The following is a 15649-nucleotide window of genomic DNA, read 5'->3' as shown; positions in this document are numbered from 1 at the left end:
CATAAGGGAAAAGAGATAATCAGTATCATTACACATACTAGTTTTGACTGAAAGAGGCTGAATATCGTCTGATATTCAGCCTCTTCTCATGACATGTTTCAATGTTTAAATTTAATTTGTAAGCTAGGTGCTTTGTGATAATTTTTCGTTCATGTATTTTTTTTACCAATATAGCGCCAAAAGGTTCCGTATTTTACTGGAACGCATTTCACCTCGCCTTTGAGTGCGAGCTTTCTCATCATTGTTTCCACTTCTTTGCAAGTCATGTTATATACGACTTCAATTTCCTTTGCCGCTACGAATGAGTAATGTGATAAAAATTGTTCTATTTTAGGGAGCGGTTTTGGTTGGATGTCTCGTTGGAAAATATCCTTTAAGATTTGTTCATAAACTTCGTATTCATATTGTCCAGTAACCTTCAGACCTTCAGAATCAATGTTTTCGTTATTAAAGAAAACAAGAGAGGGACTCCTGTCGATCTCCATCTCTCCACTAATTTTTAGATCGCATTGAAACGCTTTGACAGCTCCTTCAGAATGAAGATCTTTCTGGAATTCATGTATATCTAGTCCAGCTTTCTCAGCTATCTTAATTAAAACCTCTTCTTTTGAGACGTTTTGTTTTTTCAAAAACATCGTCTCTTGCATTTTGCGAAGGAAACGAACACCTGCATGTTTCCCTTGAAGTTCTGCAGCTTTAATACCAATTGAAGCTGCATATGGAGTTGCAATCGGATCTTCAAACCATAAATCACCGTCACATGACATGCCTGAACGACTTGCTGTATGTTCCCAGACAGCTGCGATATTAGATGGTTTATTGCCTTTAGCAAGATTTAATCGTTGGAGCTTACTAGTAATGACGTGACGTATTGTAAAGACATCATTGTAATGTAAATACAATTTTTTTAATATTGGTTCTAATGCCCAGGCTTCTGCACAAAGTGGATCAATAAACACATATATTTCAACAGGCCTTTTGCACTTTACCGATTGCTTCGAACCAATATTGTTCTCAGCGGAATGACAAATCACACGGATTCTCCTTTCTCTTGCGGTTCATCCGGTGTATTAACCATATGTTGTGCAGTTAGCACTAGTCTCTCATAAATGGCTTCTCGTAAAGGACCTTCTAAACCAATTTCATCCATCGCTTCACTCATACAAGCTAACCATGCCCGACCTCGTTTCGGAGTAATTGGAAATTGCATGTGGCGAGCTCTCATCATCGGGTGTCCATGTTCTTCTGTATAGAGTTGCGGTCCTCCGAGATATTGAGTAAGGAACTGTCGTTGTTTCCGAATCGTTTCTGTCAAATCATCTGGAAAGATCGGAGTAAGATCAGGGTGCTTCCCAACTTTATTATAGAAGGTAGTAACGAGCTTAGTAATAACGGCGTCTCCACCAATTGCTTCATAAGGTGTTTGATGCTTTTCATTCATATTTGTTGACCCCTCTTAATGATGTTTTTCATTTTTATAATAGAAAGTAATTATGGATGGATGAAACGATATAGTGAACTGTCTGTTACTTTCAAAATATAAGCATAGCTTTAATTTAACTATTTTTGCAAGCAGTGTGGCTTCTTCTTAGCATGACCTGACACAACGTTTGTTATTTTGCTTATCGTTGGTAAGACATGCCATGATAAGCGGGATAAAGGTATGATTTGAGCTGGAGACAAGTAGTCTTATAGATATACATGGTCGTTAAGAGAAGCAATATTTAGGTTGTTCATATACAAATTGTATCAATGGTACGTTATAACGGCAAATGTTCTGATTGTACGTTTATTCACAATGAAACGTGCATGTGTTAATTTTAGTGCAATTGTTATGAACATGTAGACAATATTCGTTTGAATAAACCACTATATGAAAAGTGCTAGATGTATGGACCTATGTAATAAAGTTTGTTTTATAAAAATGAAAAACGCCTGCGAGAGATACAGGCGTTTCATCATTTGTTAATGGATTGGATTAACTAATAATCTAAACAGATTGAACGAAACAATTTTTTGATAAGGGTATTTTTATGTGAAATAAGTTGAGCTAACTTTACGAACATATTGTTCGGTTTCCTTAAATGGAGGAATACCGTTATACTTATCAACATTGCCTGGTCCAGCATTATAAGCAGCTAAGGCAAGAGAAAGGTCACCATCATAACGATCGATCATCTCTCGTAAATATTTCGTACCGCCATCGATATTTTCCTTCGGGTCATAAATATTTTGAACTCCAAGCTGTTTAGCTGTTTGCGGCATTAGTTGCATTAATCCGACAGCACCAGCATGTGATTTTGCATTTGGATTAAAGTTTGATTCATGTTTAATAACAGAACGAATGAGGTTTGAATCAATATTGTATTTCTTAGCTGCTTGTTCAATGTAATCATCAAAGCTCTGTCTATTAGATAGAGACAGTTGTAAGTTCTTTACCTGTCCTAACTGTAGAGAGTTGTTTTGTAACAATGGCGTTCGTGTTTGTGTATGGCTTGTTAGTAATGAAACTTGTTCATGTAATAATGTTGAGAAGAGAGAACTAACTTGATTAGTATTTCCTTGGATAGAGGGTTGACTTATGTTACGTATAGCTTGTAATTCTAGTAAAGTATGTAGTTGTTGAGCTGATAGCTTCATCTACTTTCCTTCCTTTCATTAGTGTGAGAGCAAAAAAATGTCTCATTGCAATGCCTTGTTTCGTTTAAAGAAGCGCTCCATTTTATTAGGTGTTTCTCTTGTTGGAATTTTAAATTTTTCTAGTAGTTGTTTGAAGTATATTTCTCCTTGATTACGATTAGAGACTTCCATTTCTAATTCGAAATCTTCATGTTCTAAGTAGAAGCTGTGATCAAATACAAGTAGAGCATTTTCCTGCTTAACTTCTGCTCTATTTGTCGTTAAGCTACCTAGTAAATGTAGAGTAGATGTATCAATCATCATCTCAGAAAGCCTTTCTGTAATCATCCCATTTATACAGCCACCATTTGTTAACATCTGGTTAGTCTCTTCTTCTGATAATTCCTCATGAGTTTCTAGTATGCCTTTAGTATGAGGCTCTTTAAGCGTTAGAATATAAACCCCATTTTTATATCGAATTCTTAATGCAGATTGTTTATCTTTAAGTGCAAAATTTTCTGTGTCAAAGTAATAATTCGTTTGTGAAATAAAATCTTTCTCTTTTAATTTGTAATAGGTAAGAAAGTCTTGAAATTCTTTTTTTGTTAAAAGGTTTTTAAATTCAATTTCTATTTCTTGGTTCATATTTTGATACTCCTTCTTTATAAGGTAAGAAAGTTACAAATTCTAAAGAATTAAGCTTCAGTCACCATGTGCTCACACTAGATTTACAATAGAAAAGCTGTTGTTCATTGCGCTTCATATAATTATGGAGAATGTGAACACATAAATCAATTTTAAAAAAAATCAATAGAATATGATACACTTAGGAGGAAATGTATTTATGATACAAATGTTATGCATATACATTAAATAAGAAACTGTTAATTGTTCATTGGAGGTACAATTATGCGTCAAACAATTGAAGTCAAACAAGGTATTGTTGAGAATGGAATTGTCGTTTTAAAGACAGCTCACACAATTAAGGAATCGTTGAAAGCAGGAGAGAGGGTACTAGTTGATTCAGATAATCTTGCGTTCGTATACATATTAGAAGATGAGGATGCATTTATATATGTAACACTTCCCAATAGCGTATGGCCTGTCTTGAAACAAGCTCTGCTAGAAGATTTGTCAGTAAAGTTGACTGATGGGAAAACTGTCATTCAATTAGATGAATTGAATGAGGAAATGAATTATTTAATTGATAATATCAAGGATAATTCAAATTATGGTGAAGAGATGGAACGTCTAGTTGAAGAGCTGTTAAGCTAAGCTCTAAGTAAGGTGAGCATTTGTAACAATTTAATACGGACTTTACTTTTCAAGATGTGTTGAGAATTGTTCGTAACACGTTATGAGAAATAAAAGTCAATTAATGAACGATGGGATCATTAATTAATGGAAGTAGCATTATTGGGATAATATGTTGGTGGTGAAGGATTTCATGGACAAATGGGATTGGGAGTTGTTTCTAACACCGTATAAACAAGCGGTTGATGAATTGAAAGTAAAATTAAAGGGAATGAGAGAGCAATTTAACATTAATAGTTCCTATTCTCCGATTGAGTTTGTAACAGGACGAGTTAAACCGACACCGAGTATATTGGAGAAAGCACGTCGAAAGAAGGTCCCAATTGAACGAATAGAAGGAGAGATACAAGATATTGCAGGCTTAAGGATGATGTGCCAATTTGTTGGTGATATTAAGCGTGTGCGAGACTTACTCGCTCAACGGAATGATTTCAAGATTGTTGAAGAGCGAGATTATGTAACAGAGCAAAAAGAGAGTGGTTATCGTTCGTATCACGTTGTCATTTCCTATCCTGTACAAACTGTTAATGGTGAAAAAAGAATCCTCGCAGAAATTCAAATTCGGACGTTGGCGATGAATTTTTGGGCAACCATTGAACACTCCCTTAATTATAAATATAAAGGTCAAATACCTGATGAAATAAAAGAAAGATTGTACAGAGCAGCGGAAGCAGCATTCCGTCTAGATGAAGAAATGTCTCAAATTCGTGGTGAAATTGAAGAAGCTCAACAATTATTTTTACATAAGACTGATCGTTCAAAATGATATGAACGATACACAAAAAATATATCGTGCATTACTAATGTTAAGACTTCCACTTTATTTAGTCTTGTACTTTAAAGAGTAATTGTTGTGAGCAAGGATGAGTAGAATCGAGTTTCATTCAGTTATGAGTGAGGTTTTTAGGAATACCTATGTTATGGGAAGTTATTTTCTATAAACGTTTCTATATAGCGAAATTTCAATTTGAAAAATATAAACAGGGAGTCGAGCAAAATATGAAATTTGCCATTCGTTCAAGAGGTGACCAATCATCAAATGGTTTAAAGATGAAAATGAAGAATTATCTTCAAGAATTTGATCTAATCTGGGATGAAGAAGAACCTGACATTGTGATAACTGTTGGAGGAGACGGTACACTACTCTATGCCTTCCATCGCTATAAACATCGTTTAGATAAAACAGCATTTGTTGGCATCCATACAGGTCACCTCGGATTTTATGCAGACTGGCTTCCAGAAGAGGCCGAAAAGTTAGTGATTGAACTAGCCAAAACTCCATATCAGATTGCCGAATACCCATTACTTGAAACAATCATTCGACATATCGATGGCGGTAAAGAAGTTGTATATTTAGCATTAAATGAAAGTACAGTTAAAACTGTCGATGGATCACTCGTTATTGATGTTGAAATTAAAGGTGAAAGATTTGAAACGTTCCGTGGAGATGGTCTTTGCATTTCTACTCCTTCTGGTAGTACTGCATATAATAAAGCGTTAGGCGGTGCGATAATTCACCCTTCACTTGAATCGATTCAAATAGCAGAAATGGCATCTATTAATAATCGTGTCTTTCGTACAATCGGTTCACCGCTCATTTTGCCGAAGCATCATACATGTATGTTGAAGCCGAAGGAAGCAACAGATTTGAAAATTACGATTGATCACAAAACGATTGTTCATAAAGATGTTAAGTCAATTCAATGCCGTGTGGCAAATGAAAAAATTCGGTTTGCACGATTCAGACCATTCCCATTCTGGAAACGAGTAAGAGATTCATTTGTTGCAGAAACTTGGGAATCGTAAGGAGAAAAAAAGTTGAGTGATCAATTTTCTTGGAAAGTACCAGCATCATGTGATCAGATGTTACTACGGGAATTTTTACATAAAGAGAAACGATTTTCTCGTCGTCTGTTAACAACTACGAAATTCAGTGGTGGAGGCCTATATGTAAATGACCAAGAAGTAACGGTACGTTATGTTCTTCAAAAAGGTGATAATGTAACGGTTAAGCTTCCAAAAGAGGTAAAGGGCGATCGGATGGTACCTGAACAGATGGCGTTGACTATTCTCTATGAAGATGAACATGTTTTAGTAGTGGATAAACGTCCAAACATGTCAGTTATCCCTTCAAGCGACCATCCAAATGGTACACTAGCAAACGCAATTCTATATTATTATGATCAAATCGGAATTTCGAATACGGTTCATTTCGTAAATCGCCTTGACCGTGACACGAGTGGTGCACTATTAATTGCAAAAGATCGATTTACACATCACTTGTTTTCACTCGCTCAGCAGGAAAACTTGATTCATCGACAGTATACGGCTATTGCTGAGGGGGTTATCATTCCTGATAGTGGCACAATCAATGAACCGATTGCAAGAAAAGAAGGTAGTATTATAGAACGAATCGTTCACCCGAACGGACAAAGGGCTGTTACTCATTTTAAGGTTGAAGATAGAAGTGATGGTCACACACTTTTATCTTTGAAACTAGAAACTGGAAGAACACATCAGATTCGAGTACATCTAGCTTCACTTGGGCATCCTCTTCTAGGAGATAGTCTGTATGGTGGTAATGATAAACAGATAAATAGGCAAGCGTTACATAGCACTATGCTTACTTTTATACACCCTTTTTTAGAAAAACAGGTGGAAGTATGTTCACCACTGCCACCTGATTTCAAAGATGTATTAAACCGTTCGCACGATTAAGCGAACGGTTTTCTTATATAGAGTATACACAATTATTGTTGCTGCTTAGTGAGTGTAGTTCATTCTCCTTAATCAAAAGAACGGAATTTCTCAGGAACGTATGGCATTGATGAGGGGACGGAATATAGTTTCATATCAGGATAACGTAATCCTGTCAGTTTATTTCCGAACACAGCTCCAGTATCAATATTATAGGTATGATTCACCTTTCTTGGTGATTTTACTGGTGTATGTCCATAGACAATCCAAGCTTGTCCTCGATAGTGTTGTGCCCAATCTCTGCGCACTGGTGAGCCATCAGGATGTTTTTCTCCAGTGATATCCCCGTATAATACAAATGTTTTTACTTTTTTACTATTTTTCCCGATGTAGTCTTCTTTGATGCCAGCGTGTGCAACAACTAGATTTCCGCTATCTAGTTGTACATATAGTGAAGATTGCTCATACAATTCCATAAAATGAGTACGTACCAATTGCTGTTCATCATTAGAAAGGTTTTCATATTCTGCGACAGTTGTTTCTAAACCATGCGTAATTTGTACATTTCTTCCGAGGAAGAAGCGATAAAGCTTATCACAATGATTCCCCGGCACGTAATGAGCCATATTCTGTTCAACTACAAGTCTCCAGACAGTTTCCATTACTTCAATTGAGTTTGGCCCTCGATCTGCAAGGTCACCAACAAAAACGAGCATGCGACCTTCAGGATGGATAGGAACATTCTTTTCCCAAATGTACCCCATTTCTTTTGTTAACTGTATGAATTCGGTATTACACCCATGAATATCACCTATAATATCAAACATGACGTCACCTCTTTATGGCTGATAATGGTTTTAGTTTTTGAGAAAGTTTAGTATCCATTATTCATTTAAAATGGTGTTTTAATTCTAATTTTTTATGAATGGGGTTAATAATGATGAATTGTTTTAATAGACAAGTTTAAAAAATTGGTGAACACTTATTAATATTGTGGCACAATGAGAGAAATAATTGTAAAAACCTTCTTTCTCTTGTTTGACAAAGTGAATGATTATTTATACGATTAATTAGGTTTTTATCTAAATAGAATGCAATGATTTAATGGTAATTAAAGGTAATAGATAAAGTGTTTGTTCAAAATGAAGAATTAAGAGTTATCACCAATTTGAATATGATTCAGTTATACTTCAATAAAAAATTGACACTAATTATACTAAGATAAATCCGAGTTTTTCTCTCAAAGATTCTATGATAAGTTTCTATAAGTACACTAAAGATAAATGTCAATGATTCCAACTGTTATGTTGAAATGACAGGCAAGCCTTCTATGTTTTTCAGCATTAATGATTATGTTTGTTAGCGTGCTGAACGAATATAACTTTTATAATTCAGACTTTTGAACAACCTCGAATAGATAAAGGGTATTGTGACAATCCTGATGTGAATGAGAGGTGGATGGGATGCCAGAATCAAATCAGAATTTAGATAACGAATTCGTTGAATACATTCAAAAAGCTATTGAGAATGAAGATATGCAGTCTTTTCGGGAAGAATTTTTAGATGCGCATCCATATGATCGTGCAAAGTTCTTTATTAAACAAAGACGTAAAATTCGCTTTCAATTATATGCATATTTATCACCTGAAGAAATGGCTGAAATGTTTGAAAATCTTGATATAGAGGATCAAGAAAAGTTATTAGAAGAGATGGACCCAGCATATGCAGCAGATATGTTATCAAAAATGTATGCAGATGATGCGGTTGACGTATTAAATGAACTTGATAAGTCACAGGTCGTAAGCTATTTAACGATTATGGATGATGAGGCCGCTCAAGAAATTAAAGAACTTCTTCATTATGAAGAAAAAACAGCAGGTAGTATCATGACGACAGAGTTCGTTAATATTCCTGCAAACTTATCGATTAGAGAAGCAATGAATCATTTGAAGCATGAGGCCCCAGAAGCTGAAACCATTTATTATATTTTTGTTACTGATGAAGACTTACGACTTGCAGGTGTTATTTCATTACGTGACTTAATTATTGCTGATGATGATTTGAAAATTCATGAAGTTATGAATGACCGTGTTGTATCAGTATCCGTAAGTGAAGATCAAGAAGAAGTGGCAAAGATGATGAAGGACTATGACTTTTTAGCCCTTCCAGTTGTCGATTTTCAAAAGCATTTATTAGGAATTATCACAGTTGATGATATAATGGATGTTATGGATGAAGAGGCTTCGGATGATTATTCTAAGCTTGCTGCCGTTTCAGATATGGTAACAGTTGACCGTAATCCCTTTTCAGCAGCGCGTAAACGACTACCATGGCTTATCATACTATTATTCTTAGGTATGCTGACAGCAAGTTTAATTGGACGATTTGAGGATACGTTAGATAAGGTAGCTATTTTAGCAGTGTTCATTCCTTTAATTGCAGGAATGGCAGGAAATACCGGTACACAGGCATTAGCTGTTGCTGTAAGAAATATTGCAACTGGGGACACTGAACATGAAAGTAAAATGAAGTTAATTGCTCGAGAGGCAGGAACAGGTATTATTACTGGTGCGATTTGCGGTTTACTCGTTGTTCTCGTCGTTTATTTATGGCATCATGATGTTTATCTAGGACTTCTCGTTGGGATTTCTATTTTTGCAACTTTAATTGTTGCAACACTTGCAGGTGCACTTGTACCGTTAGTAATGCATAAGTTCAACATTGATCCTGCAGTAGCGTCAGGCCCATTCATAACTACAATTAATGACCTAATTAGTATTTTAATTTATTTTGGAATGGCAACTGTTTTTATGCAATATTTGACACGATGATTTAGATCATACTAATTGAATGATGTGTCAATCTTTACATGATTTGTTCAACTAACATTAATGGGGGATGAAGGAAACTCCTGTTAATTTCAATAAATATATATTGGGGGTGCTATTTTGGAGCAACATGCTTCGGTGACATCACTCGTCATCGTTATCATTGTCGCATTTCTCACGCCAATTCTCTTACACCGATTGAAATTAAATGCTATTCCAGTAGTAGTAGCAGAAATTATAATGGGTTTAATTATCGGGAAGAGTGGTTTCAACGTTGTTCACCCTGATATTTGGCTTGAGACATTATCAACACTAGGGTTTATCTTCTTAATGTTTCTAAGTGGATTAGAAATTGACTTTTCTGCATTTGCGGGTGGAAAGAAGAAGAAGAAAGAAGATGAACCGAATGCATTTATAGTTGCATTCATTATCTTTATTGGGATTTTCTTATTATCATTATTATTGTCATTTGCATTTGTTTGGGCAGGTTTTATCGATAATGCGTTCTTAATGACGTTAATTATCTCAACAATATCATTAGGTGTAGTTGTACCAACGCTAAAAGATGCACAAATTATGAAAAGTAATATAGGTCAAACGATTTTATTAGTAGCAGTTATTGCAGACCTAGTTACGATGATTCTGCTTGCTGTGTTTGTATCCTTATACGGAGAAGGACAAGGAAGCATGTGGTTACTATTAATTTTATTCGGTGCGGGTGTATTATTGTACTTTGTGGGGAAAAATTTCCAACACAAATCATTTGTTGAAACGATGGCAACAGGTACGATTCAAATCGGGACACGCGCAGTGTTTGCTTTAATTATCTTCTTAGTAGCCCTGTCTGAATCTGTTGGTGCTGAAAATATTCTCGGTGCTTTCTTAGCAGGGGTATTAGTTTCATTGTTATCTCCAAATAGCGATATGGTGCATAAGTTAGATTCATTTGGATATGGATTTTTAATTCCAATCTTTTTCGTAATGGTTGGGGTTGAGCTAAATGTGAGAGAGTTATTTGGAGATAGTTCAGTTTTAATCTTAATTCCGTTGTTGTTAATAGCTTTGTTTGCTTCAAAGATTGTTCCAGCCTTTATTTTAAGACGTTGGTACGATTGGAATACAGTCTTTGCATCTGGATTTCTTTTGACGTCAACATTGTCACTTGTAATCGCGGCTTCCACGATTGGGGAGCGGATGGGTGTAATCGATGCAAACATGTCTGGAGCACTTATCTTAGTAGCTGTTATTGCAAGTATATTAGCTCCGATCCTATTCCAAAAGGCATTTAAAAAGCAGGTTGTAGAACATAATCGCACGAAGATCGCCTTTATTGGTGCTAATCGAATGACACTTCCTGTAACTAGGGAGTTAGATCCTGATCAATATGAAACATTTTTATATCATACGAAACAAGATAAAATTGATAATCATACAGCGAGTTCTTGTTATCACATTCGAGAGGTAGAAGATTATGATGTGAACTTTTTATCAGAACAAGGTGTATTTGATGTAGACATGTTAATTGTTTCTACTGGAGAAGAGAGTACAAATAGAGAAGTTGCCTTATATGCAAAAGAACATGAAGGTGTACCGCGTGTTATTGCAAGAATAGAAACATCTGATGGAGAAGAGAAGATGAAAGCACATAACATTGATGTGTTTTCCGTGTTAATGTCAACAAAAACATTACTAAAAGCTCTGATTGAATCACCAAGTGTGATGAATTTATTTACGAAACAAGAAAATGCACTCTACCAAATTAATATGCATAATCCAGAATTCAATGGCGTTATGCTACGCAATTTCACATTTACAGGTGATGTCATAATGGTTCGTGTTTTCCGTGGTAAAGATTCAATTGTACCTCATGGGGATACTGAATTAAAGTTAGGTGACCGCTTGATTGTGACGGGTTCTGCAGAGTATGTCGAAGAGCTCAAAATGATCCTTGAATATTGTGAATGGTGTTAAAAGAAACCATCATGGCTTGTATTGTCATGATGGTTTTTTTTGAAAGAAACGAAAGTTTGTGTTCAATAGTGTGGATTAGTGTTTTCATCACACGATCTATAGAGGTATATCTTACAAATGTGTTTGAAATGTTTGTAAGCGTAAAAAAGTATGGTATAATCTTTTTTAGGACTAGGTACTAAAAGTATGTCATAATTTATAAATATTGAAGGAGGAAATGAAATGTTTTCACTTGAAGGTCGTACATATGTGATTATGGGAGTTGCAAATCAACGTAGTTTAGCTTGGGGGATTGCAGAAGCTCTACATCGTGCTGGTGCTCGTTTAATATTTACATATGCTGGAGAACGTCTTGAAAAAAATGTTCAAAAACTTGTTACAACATTAGACCGTGATGATTCACTTGTTTTACCTTGTGATATTACAAATGATGATGAAATTAATAATACATTTACAACTATTAAAGAAGAAGTGGGAGTTATTCATGGACTTGCTCATTGTATCGCTTTTTCGAAAAAGGAAGAGTTAAAAGGCGAGTATATGAATACTACTCGTGAGGGATTCTTATTATCTCATAACATCAGTTCTTATTCTTTAACTGCAGTTGCAAAGGCTGCGAAGGATCTGATGACTGAGGGTGGAAGCATCGTCACATTAACATACCTTGGTGGAGAACGTGTTGTAGAGAATTATAATGTTATGGGTGTAGCGAAAGCATCTTTAGATGCAAGTATGAAATACTTAGCAGCGGACCTTGGTAAGTATGGAATTCGTGTGAATTCTATTTCAGCAGGTCCAATCCGTACACTTTCAGCAAAAGGAGTAGGAGATTTTAATTCAATTCTTAAAGAAATTGAAGAACGCTCTCCTTTACGCAAAACGGTAACAAAAGAAGATGTAGGTAATACAGCACTATTCTTAATGAGTAATATGTCGAATGGTATTACCGGGGAAATTATCCATGTCGATTCTGGTTACAATATTATTGCACGATAAGCAGATTAATAAAACCCTTTGATCAATGATCAAAGGGTTTTTTGTTGCGAGAATAACTGTCATTTCTTCAGTGTTCTGTGTATTAAAAAATTCACTGTTAATGAGGAACTAAGATACATGCATATAATAAAAAGGTTTTATCTTTGTATATAATATGAAGTTTATTATTGGTTTGTGTCATAAGAATAATTCAATGAAGGATACTATATCGGAAAGTACATGGAAGTATTACATTAAGTAAGAATGGCAGTTAATAGTTTAAATATTTTGCTCTTAAACGCAAAATATTTTGTATAAGAAAAATTATTTTGCGTTTGGTGGTAGAGTGAGTCATTGGGGAATAATAGAATTTATTTTAACAATTCTATTAATAATAAAAGAATAACGACAGAACGTTAGCCTGATTAAAGTGATATGAAGGGTACATATTAAAAGGGTGCAATAAAAGTCATTGAATTTAGATTTTTGGCATATTTCTTGCAAGTATAAAAAGGTGAGTAAATTCATTCGTCTTACTTTATGATGAATAATAAAAGTGTTTACGAGACTTGTTATACTTTTGGTGGAGAGTGATATAATTTGCTCTACTATAGAGCAGTTCCACTTAATATATAAGAGTTATATTTGAGAAGGACTAGAAAAACATACCTTTCAATTGAATTTAAGGAGGAATTTTCATGGCTAATACAAATTCGATAATTGAACAAACAGAAAAATTTGGTGCGCGAAACTATCATCCGCTTCCAATTGTAATAGCTAAAGCTGAAGGTGTCTGGGTTGAAGATCCTGAAGGTAATCGCTACATGGATATGTTAAGTGCATATTCTGCAGTGAATCAAGGTCATCGTCACCCTAAATTGATTCAAGCGTTAAAAGAACAAGCAGATCGAGTAACATTAACGTCACGTGCTTTCCATAATGATCAGCTTGGACCTTGGTACGAGAAGATTTGTAAAATGACAGGGAAAGAGAGAGCACTACCAATGAATACAGGTGCTGAGGCAGTGGAAACTGCAGTTAAAACAGCACGTCGTTGGGCATACGATGTTAAAGGCGTAGCAGAGAATCAAGCAGAAATTATTGCGTGTGAAGGCAATTTCCATGGGCGTACAATGACAGCAGTTTCGTTATCATCTGAAGAAGAATATAAGCGTGGTTTCGGACCGATGTTACCTGGAATGAATATTATTCCTTACGGTGATATTGAGGCATTGAAAGCAGCGATTACACCAAATACTGCTGCATTTTTGATGGAGCCAATTCAAGGTGAAGCAGGTATCGTTATCCCACCTGAAGGATTCTTGAAGGAAGCTAAAAAAGTATGTGAAGAGAATAATGTGTTGCTCATTGCCGATGAGATTCAAGCTGGTCTAGCACGAAGTGGAAAAATGTTTGCTTGTGATTGGGAAGATGTTACACCTGATATCTTAATTCTAGGTAAAGCACTTGGTGGAGGAGTATTCCCAATTTCTTGTATTGTTGCTGATGAGGATGTACTTGGAGTATTTAACCCTGGATCTCATGGTTCAACATTTGGTGGTAATCCACTTGCATGTGCTGTGTCAGTTGCAGCACTAGAAGTGCTTGAGGATGAGAAGCTTGATGAACGTTCACTTGAATTAGGTAATTACTTCATGGAGCAGCTCCGTCAAATTGATAATCCAATGATTAAAGAAGTACGTGGAAAAGGATTATTCATAGGTGTTGAATTGACTGAACCAGCTCGTAAATATTGTGAACTACTAAAAGAAGAAGGTTTATTATGTAAAGAAACACATGATACGGTTATCCGTTTTGCACCACCTTTAGTTATTTCTAAAGAAGACCTTGATTGGGCAATTGAGAAAGTTCGTAAAATTTTATCACGTGCTAACTAACGTTACAAAGTACAATAAATAATAGAGTATTGTTAATGAAGTAGACACTTATTAATTAGTTGGAGTAATTAACACAATTGATAAAAGCGCACCTATTAATAGCCGTTACGTGAAAAGAGAGCTTGGAATCCCAAGCTCTCTTTTCATTATGAGCTGTTTACTAGTGAATGATTGTGAATGTTCTCGCGTGAAATTACTTTTTTTGAATAAGCCCAAAACCTATTCCTGTAGGGTCTACTAAGTAGGCAAGATAAAACTCATCAAACTCCATTATATCTCTAACGATCATAGCCCCGTTTTTTGTTGCTGAAGAAATCGCTTCGTCTATGAAATCTACTTCGATTTGAATACGAGTTCCATGAGGATAATCATTGGGTCCTTTCGCAATTCCACCATTCATTCCGTTTCTCTCGGTTTCACTAGTTGAAACAGACCAATAATCCCAATGTGGTTCAGCAACATCCCAACCAAAAACGTTAGAGTAAAATTCTATAGCTTTTTCAGGTTGTTGACTATTCAATTCAAATCCAACTACTCTTCCATTTATTTTTCTCAAAATCGTTGCCCTCCTAATAATGTCTATTAAATTTCAACTATGACACTTTATTGTCCTATCCCTAATCTATCTATTATCTTCACGATAGGGTGTTATCAAATTACTATTAAGTATTGGATATTTATGTAATTAAAAGTTTATCATAGCTAAGAGATTGAGAACAGCAAAAATAATTATGGTTTTATTCACTCTCTTTTCTATTTTAAAGAATTAGTTGTACTAGAAATTTAACGTTAATAAAGTTTTGGGCACATTACCTATATTGGTTGCATATGATGTGTAGAAAAGGAGGGATAGGTCTTGGCAAAAAAGAAAACAAGTGCTTCAAATCGTCCGTTTCTGTATATTGTCCAGCCTGATTTTGAGCAAGGTGACACGAAGATGCAAGATTATATAATTAAGAAAAATGAGAAGGTACAGCAGCAAGCAACTACACGAATTATGCGAGTTAAAAAGGAAAGTGGAAAAGCGAAAAAAGACACAGAATTTGATAAATCATCTCTTTCAAATTTCAAGAAAAACTTTCAAGATTTAGGTTTGAAGGAAAGGGTAGACCTGTTATTGACTATACCAAAGGAACGTCCTCAATATCCGTGTGCACTTATTGTGAATGGTGAAATGATTGAAGGCACTGTGTTAGAAAAGGATGATGCCACTGTTTCATTCCAACTGAGTGAAGGGCAAGCGGTTAAGAAGTATGATTGGAATGTTATTGATGATGTGCATATGCTGTAAAAAATCTTCAAAAGTACTTATTTGAACACGTTGACTTCATGTTAGTAGGTGATGTC

Annotated in this window: 15 protein-coding genes; 9 read left to right on the top strand and 6 right to left on the bottom strand. The window is 35.3% G+C overall.

Features of this window, described 5'->3' with window-relative positions; translation table 11 throughout:
* Positions 1 to 149 precede the first annotated feature (149 nt).
* From BFG57_RS15235 to BFG57_RS15220, 4 genes are all read right to left on the bottom strand, one after another.
* Positions 150 to 1034, bottom strand: coding sequence for a ClpXP adapter SpxH family protein (locus BFG57_RS15235; RefSeq protein WP_281186703.1), 885 nt, complete (start codon positions 1032 to 1034; stop codon positions 150 to 152).
* Entirely contained in the window at positions 1031 to 1441 is a 411-nt protein-coding gene (locus BFG57_RS15230; RefSeq protein WP_069718343.1) for a globin domain-containing protein, read from the bottom strand. The genes BFG57_RS15235 and BFG57_RS15230 overlap by 4 nt, the downstream gene beginning before the upstream one ends.
* Before the next feature lie 590 nt (positions 1442 to 2031).
* A complete protein-coding gene (locus BFG57_RS15225; protein ID WP_069718342.1) occupies positions 2032 to 2640 on the bottom strand; it encodes a lytic transglycosylase domain-containing protein in 609 nt (202 codons plus the stop codon).
* A 42-nt stretch (positions 2641 to 2682) separates the two neighbouring features.
* Positions 2683 to 3264, bottom strand: a complete 582-nt coding sequence (locus BFG57_RS15220) for a CYTH domain-containing protein (RefSeq protein WP_069718341.1) — start codon at positions 3262 to 3264, stop codon at positions 2683 to 2685.
* A gap of 264 nt (positions 3265 to 3528) precedes the next feature.
* Between BFG57_RS15220 and BFG57_RS15215 the strand changes: the two genes are divergently transcribed.
* The 4 genes from BFG57_RS15215 to BFG57_RS15200 all read left to right on the top strand — a co-directional run bounded on the left by BFG57_RS15215 (position 3529) and on the right by BFG57_RS15200 (position 6651).
* Positions 3529 to 3894: a UPF0738 family protein gene (locus BFG57_RS15215; RefSeq protein ID WP_069718340.1), complete on the top strand. Its 366-nt coding sequence runs from the start codon at positions 3529 to 3531 to the stop codon at positions 3892 to 3894.
* A 172-nt stretch (positions 3895 to 4066) separates the two neighbouring features.
* Positions 4067 to 4699 (top strand): GTP diphosphokinase, encoded by a 633-nt coding sequence (gene yjbM / locus BFG57_RS15210; protein ID WP_069718339.1) that lies wholly within the window; start codon positions 4067 to 4069, stop codon positions 4697 to 4699.
* A 233-nt stretch (positions 4700 to 4932) separates the two neighbouring features.
* Positions 4933 to 5739 (top strand): NAD kinase, encoded by an 807-nt coding sequence (locus tag BFG57_RS15205; RefSeq protein ID WP_069718420.1) that lies wholly within the window; start codon positions 4933 to 4935, stop codon positions 5737 to 5739.
* Between the two features lie 57 nt (positions 5740 to 5796).
* On the top strand, positions 5797 to 6651 hold the full coding sequence (locus BFG57_RS15200; RefSeq protein WP_069718419.1) for an RluA family pseudouridine synthase: 855 nt from the start codon (positions 5797 to 5799) through the stop codon (positions 6649 to 6651).
* 68 nt (positions 6652 to 6719) lie between these two features.
* On the opposite strand, the gene prpE is transcribed toward BFG57_RS15200, so the two are convergent.
* Entirely contained in the window at positions 6720 to 7457 is a 738-nt protein-coding gene (gene prpE / locus BFG57_RS15195; protein ID WP_069718338.1) for a bis(5'-nucleosyl)-tetraphosphatase PrpE, read from the bottom strand.
* A 636-nt stretch (positions 7458 to 8093) separates the two neighbouring features.
* On the opposite strand from prpE, the gene mgtE reads away from it, so the two are divergent.
* From mgtE to BFG57_RS15175, 4 genes are all read left to right on the top strand, one after another.
* The gene (gene mgtE / locus BFG57_RS15190) at positions 8094 to 9461 is read left to right on the top strand and encodes a magnesium transporter (protein ID WP_069718337.1); all 1368 of its coding nucleotides are present in this window, start codon (positions 8094 to 8096) and stop codon (positions 9459 to 9461) included.
* Between the two features lie 117 nt (positions 9462 to 9578).
* A complete protein-coding gene (locus BFG57_RS15185; protein WP_069718336.1) occupies positions 9579 to 11429 on the top strand; it encodes a monovalent cation:proton antiporter family protein in 1851 nt (616 codons plus the stop codon).
* A gap of 222 nt (positions 11430 to 11651) precedes the next feature.
* Entirely contained in the window at positions 11652 to 12425 is a 774-nt protein-coding gene (gene fabI, locus BFG57_RS15180; RefSeq protein ID WP_069718335.1) for an enoyl-ACP reductase FabI, read from the top strand.
* A 677-nt stretch (positions 12426 to 13102) separates the two neighbouring features.
* Positions 13103 to 14302: an ornithine--oxo-acid transaminase gene (locus BFG57_RS15175; protein WP_069718334.1), complete on the top strand. Its 1200-nt coding sequence runs from the start codon at positions 13103 to 13105 to the stop codon at positions 14300 to 14302.
* Positions 14303 to 14495: 193 nt separating this feature from the next.
* On the opposite strand, the gene BFG57_RS15170 is transcribed toward BFG57_RS15175, so the two are convergent.
* On the bottom strand, positions 14496 to 14858 hold the full coding sequence (locus tag BFG57_RS15170) for a VOC family protein (protein WP_342670321.1): 363 nt from the start codon (positions 14856 to 14858) through the stop codon (positions 14496 to 14498).
* 300 nt (positions 14859 to 15158) lie between these two features.
* Here BFG57_RS15170 and BFG57_RS15165 point away from each other — a divergent pair, with 300 nt between their 5' ends.
* Positions 15159 to 15593 carry a hypothetical protein gene (locus BFG57_RS15165; RefSeq protein WP_069718333.1) on the top strand — a complete coding sequence of 145 codons (435 nt, stop codon included), beginning with the start codon at positions 15159 to 15161 and terminating at the stop codon, positions 15591 to 15593.
* The last annotated feature ends 56 nt before the right edge of the window (positions 15594 to 15649 follow it).

This window comes from Bacillus solimangrovi (assembly GCF_001742425.1).
GTDB lineage: Bacteria > Bacillota > Bacilli > Bacillales > Bacillaceae_N > Bacillus_AV > Bacillus_AV solimangrovi.
This window is presented reverse-complemented; position numbering and strand designations above follow the sequence as displayed.

Bases quoted from the DNA above. Each gene is read 5' to 3' on its own strand.
- mgtE (WP_069718337.1), top strand. From the start codon at position 8,094: ATGCCAGAATCAAATCAGAATTTAGATAACGAATTCGTTGAATACATT.
- prpE (WP_069718338.1), bottom strand. From the start codon at position 7,457: ATGTTTGATATTATAGGTGATATTCATGGGTGTAATACCGAATTCATA.
- BFG57_RS15175 (WP_069718334.1), top strand. From the start codon at position 13,103: ATGGCTAATACAAATTCGATAATTGAACAAACAGAAAAATTTGGTGCG.
- fabI (WP_069718335.1), top strand. From the start codon at position 11,652: ATGTTTTCACTTGAAGGTCGTACATATGTGATTATGGGAGTTGCAAAT.
- BFG57_RS15230 (WP_069718343.1), bottom strand. From the start codon at position 1,441: ATGAATGAAAAGCATCAAACACCTTATGAAGCAATTGGTGGAGACGCC.
- yjbM (WP_069718339.1), top strand. From the start codon at position 4,067: ATGGACAAATGGGATTGGGAGTTGTTTCTAACACCGTATAAACAAGCG.
- BFG57_RS15225 (WP_069718342.1), bottom strand. From the start codon at position 2,640: ATGAAGCTATCAGCTCAACAACTACATACTTTACTAGAATTACAAGCT.
- BFG57_RS15215 (WP_069718340.1), top strand. From the start codon at position 3,529: ATGCGTCAAACAATTGAAGTCAAACAAGGTATTGTTGAGAATGGAATT.
- BFG57_RS15200 (WP_069718419.1), top strand. From the start codon at position 5,797: ATGTTACTACGGGAATTTTTACATAAAGAGAAACGATTTTCTCGTCGT.
- BFG57_RS15205 (WP_069718420.1), top strand. From the start codon at position 4,933: ATGAAATTTGCCATTCGTTCAAGAGGTGACCAATCATCAAATGGTTTA.
- BFG57_RS15220 (WP_069718341.1), bottom strand. From the start codon at position 3,264: ATGAACCAAGAAATAGAAATTGAATTTAAAAACCTTTTAACAAAAAAA.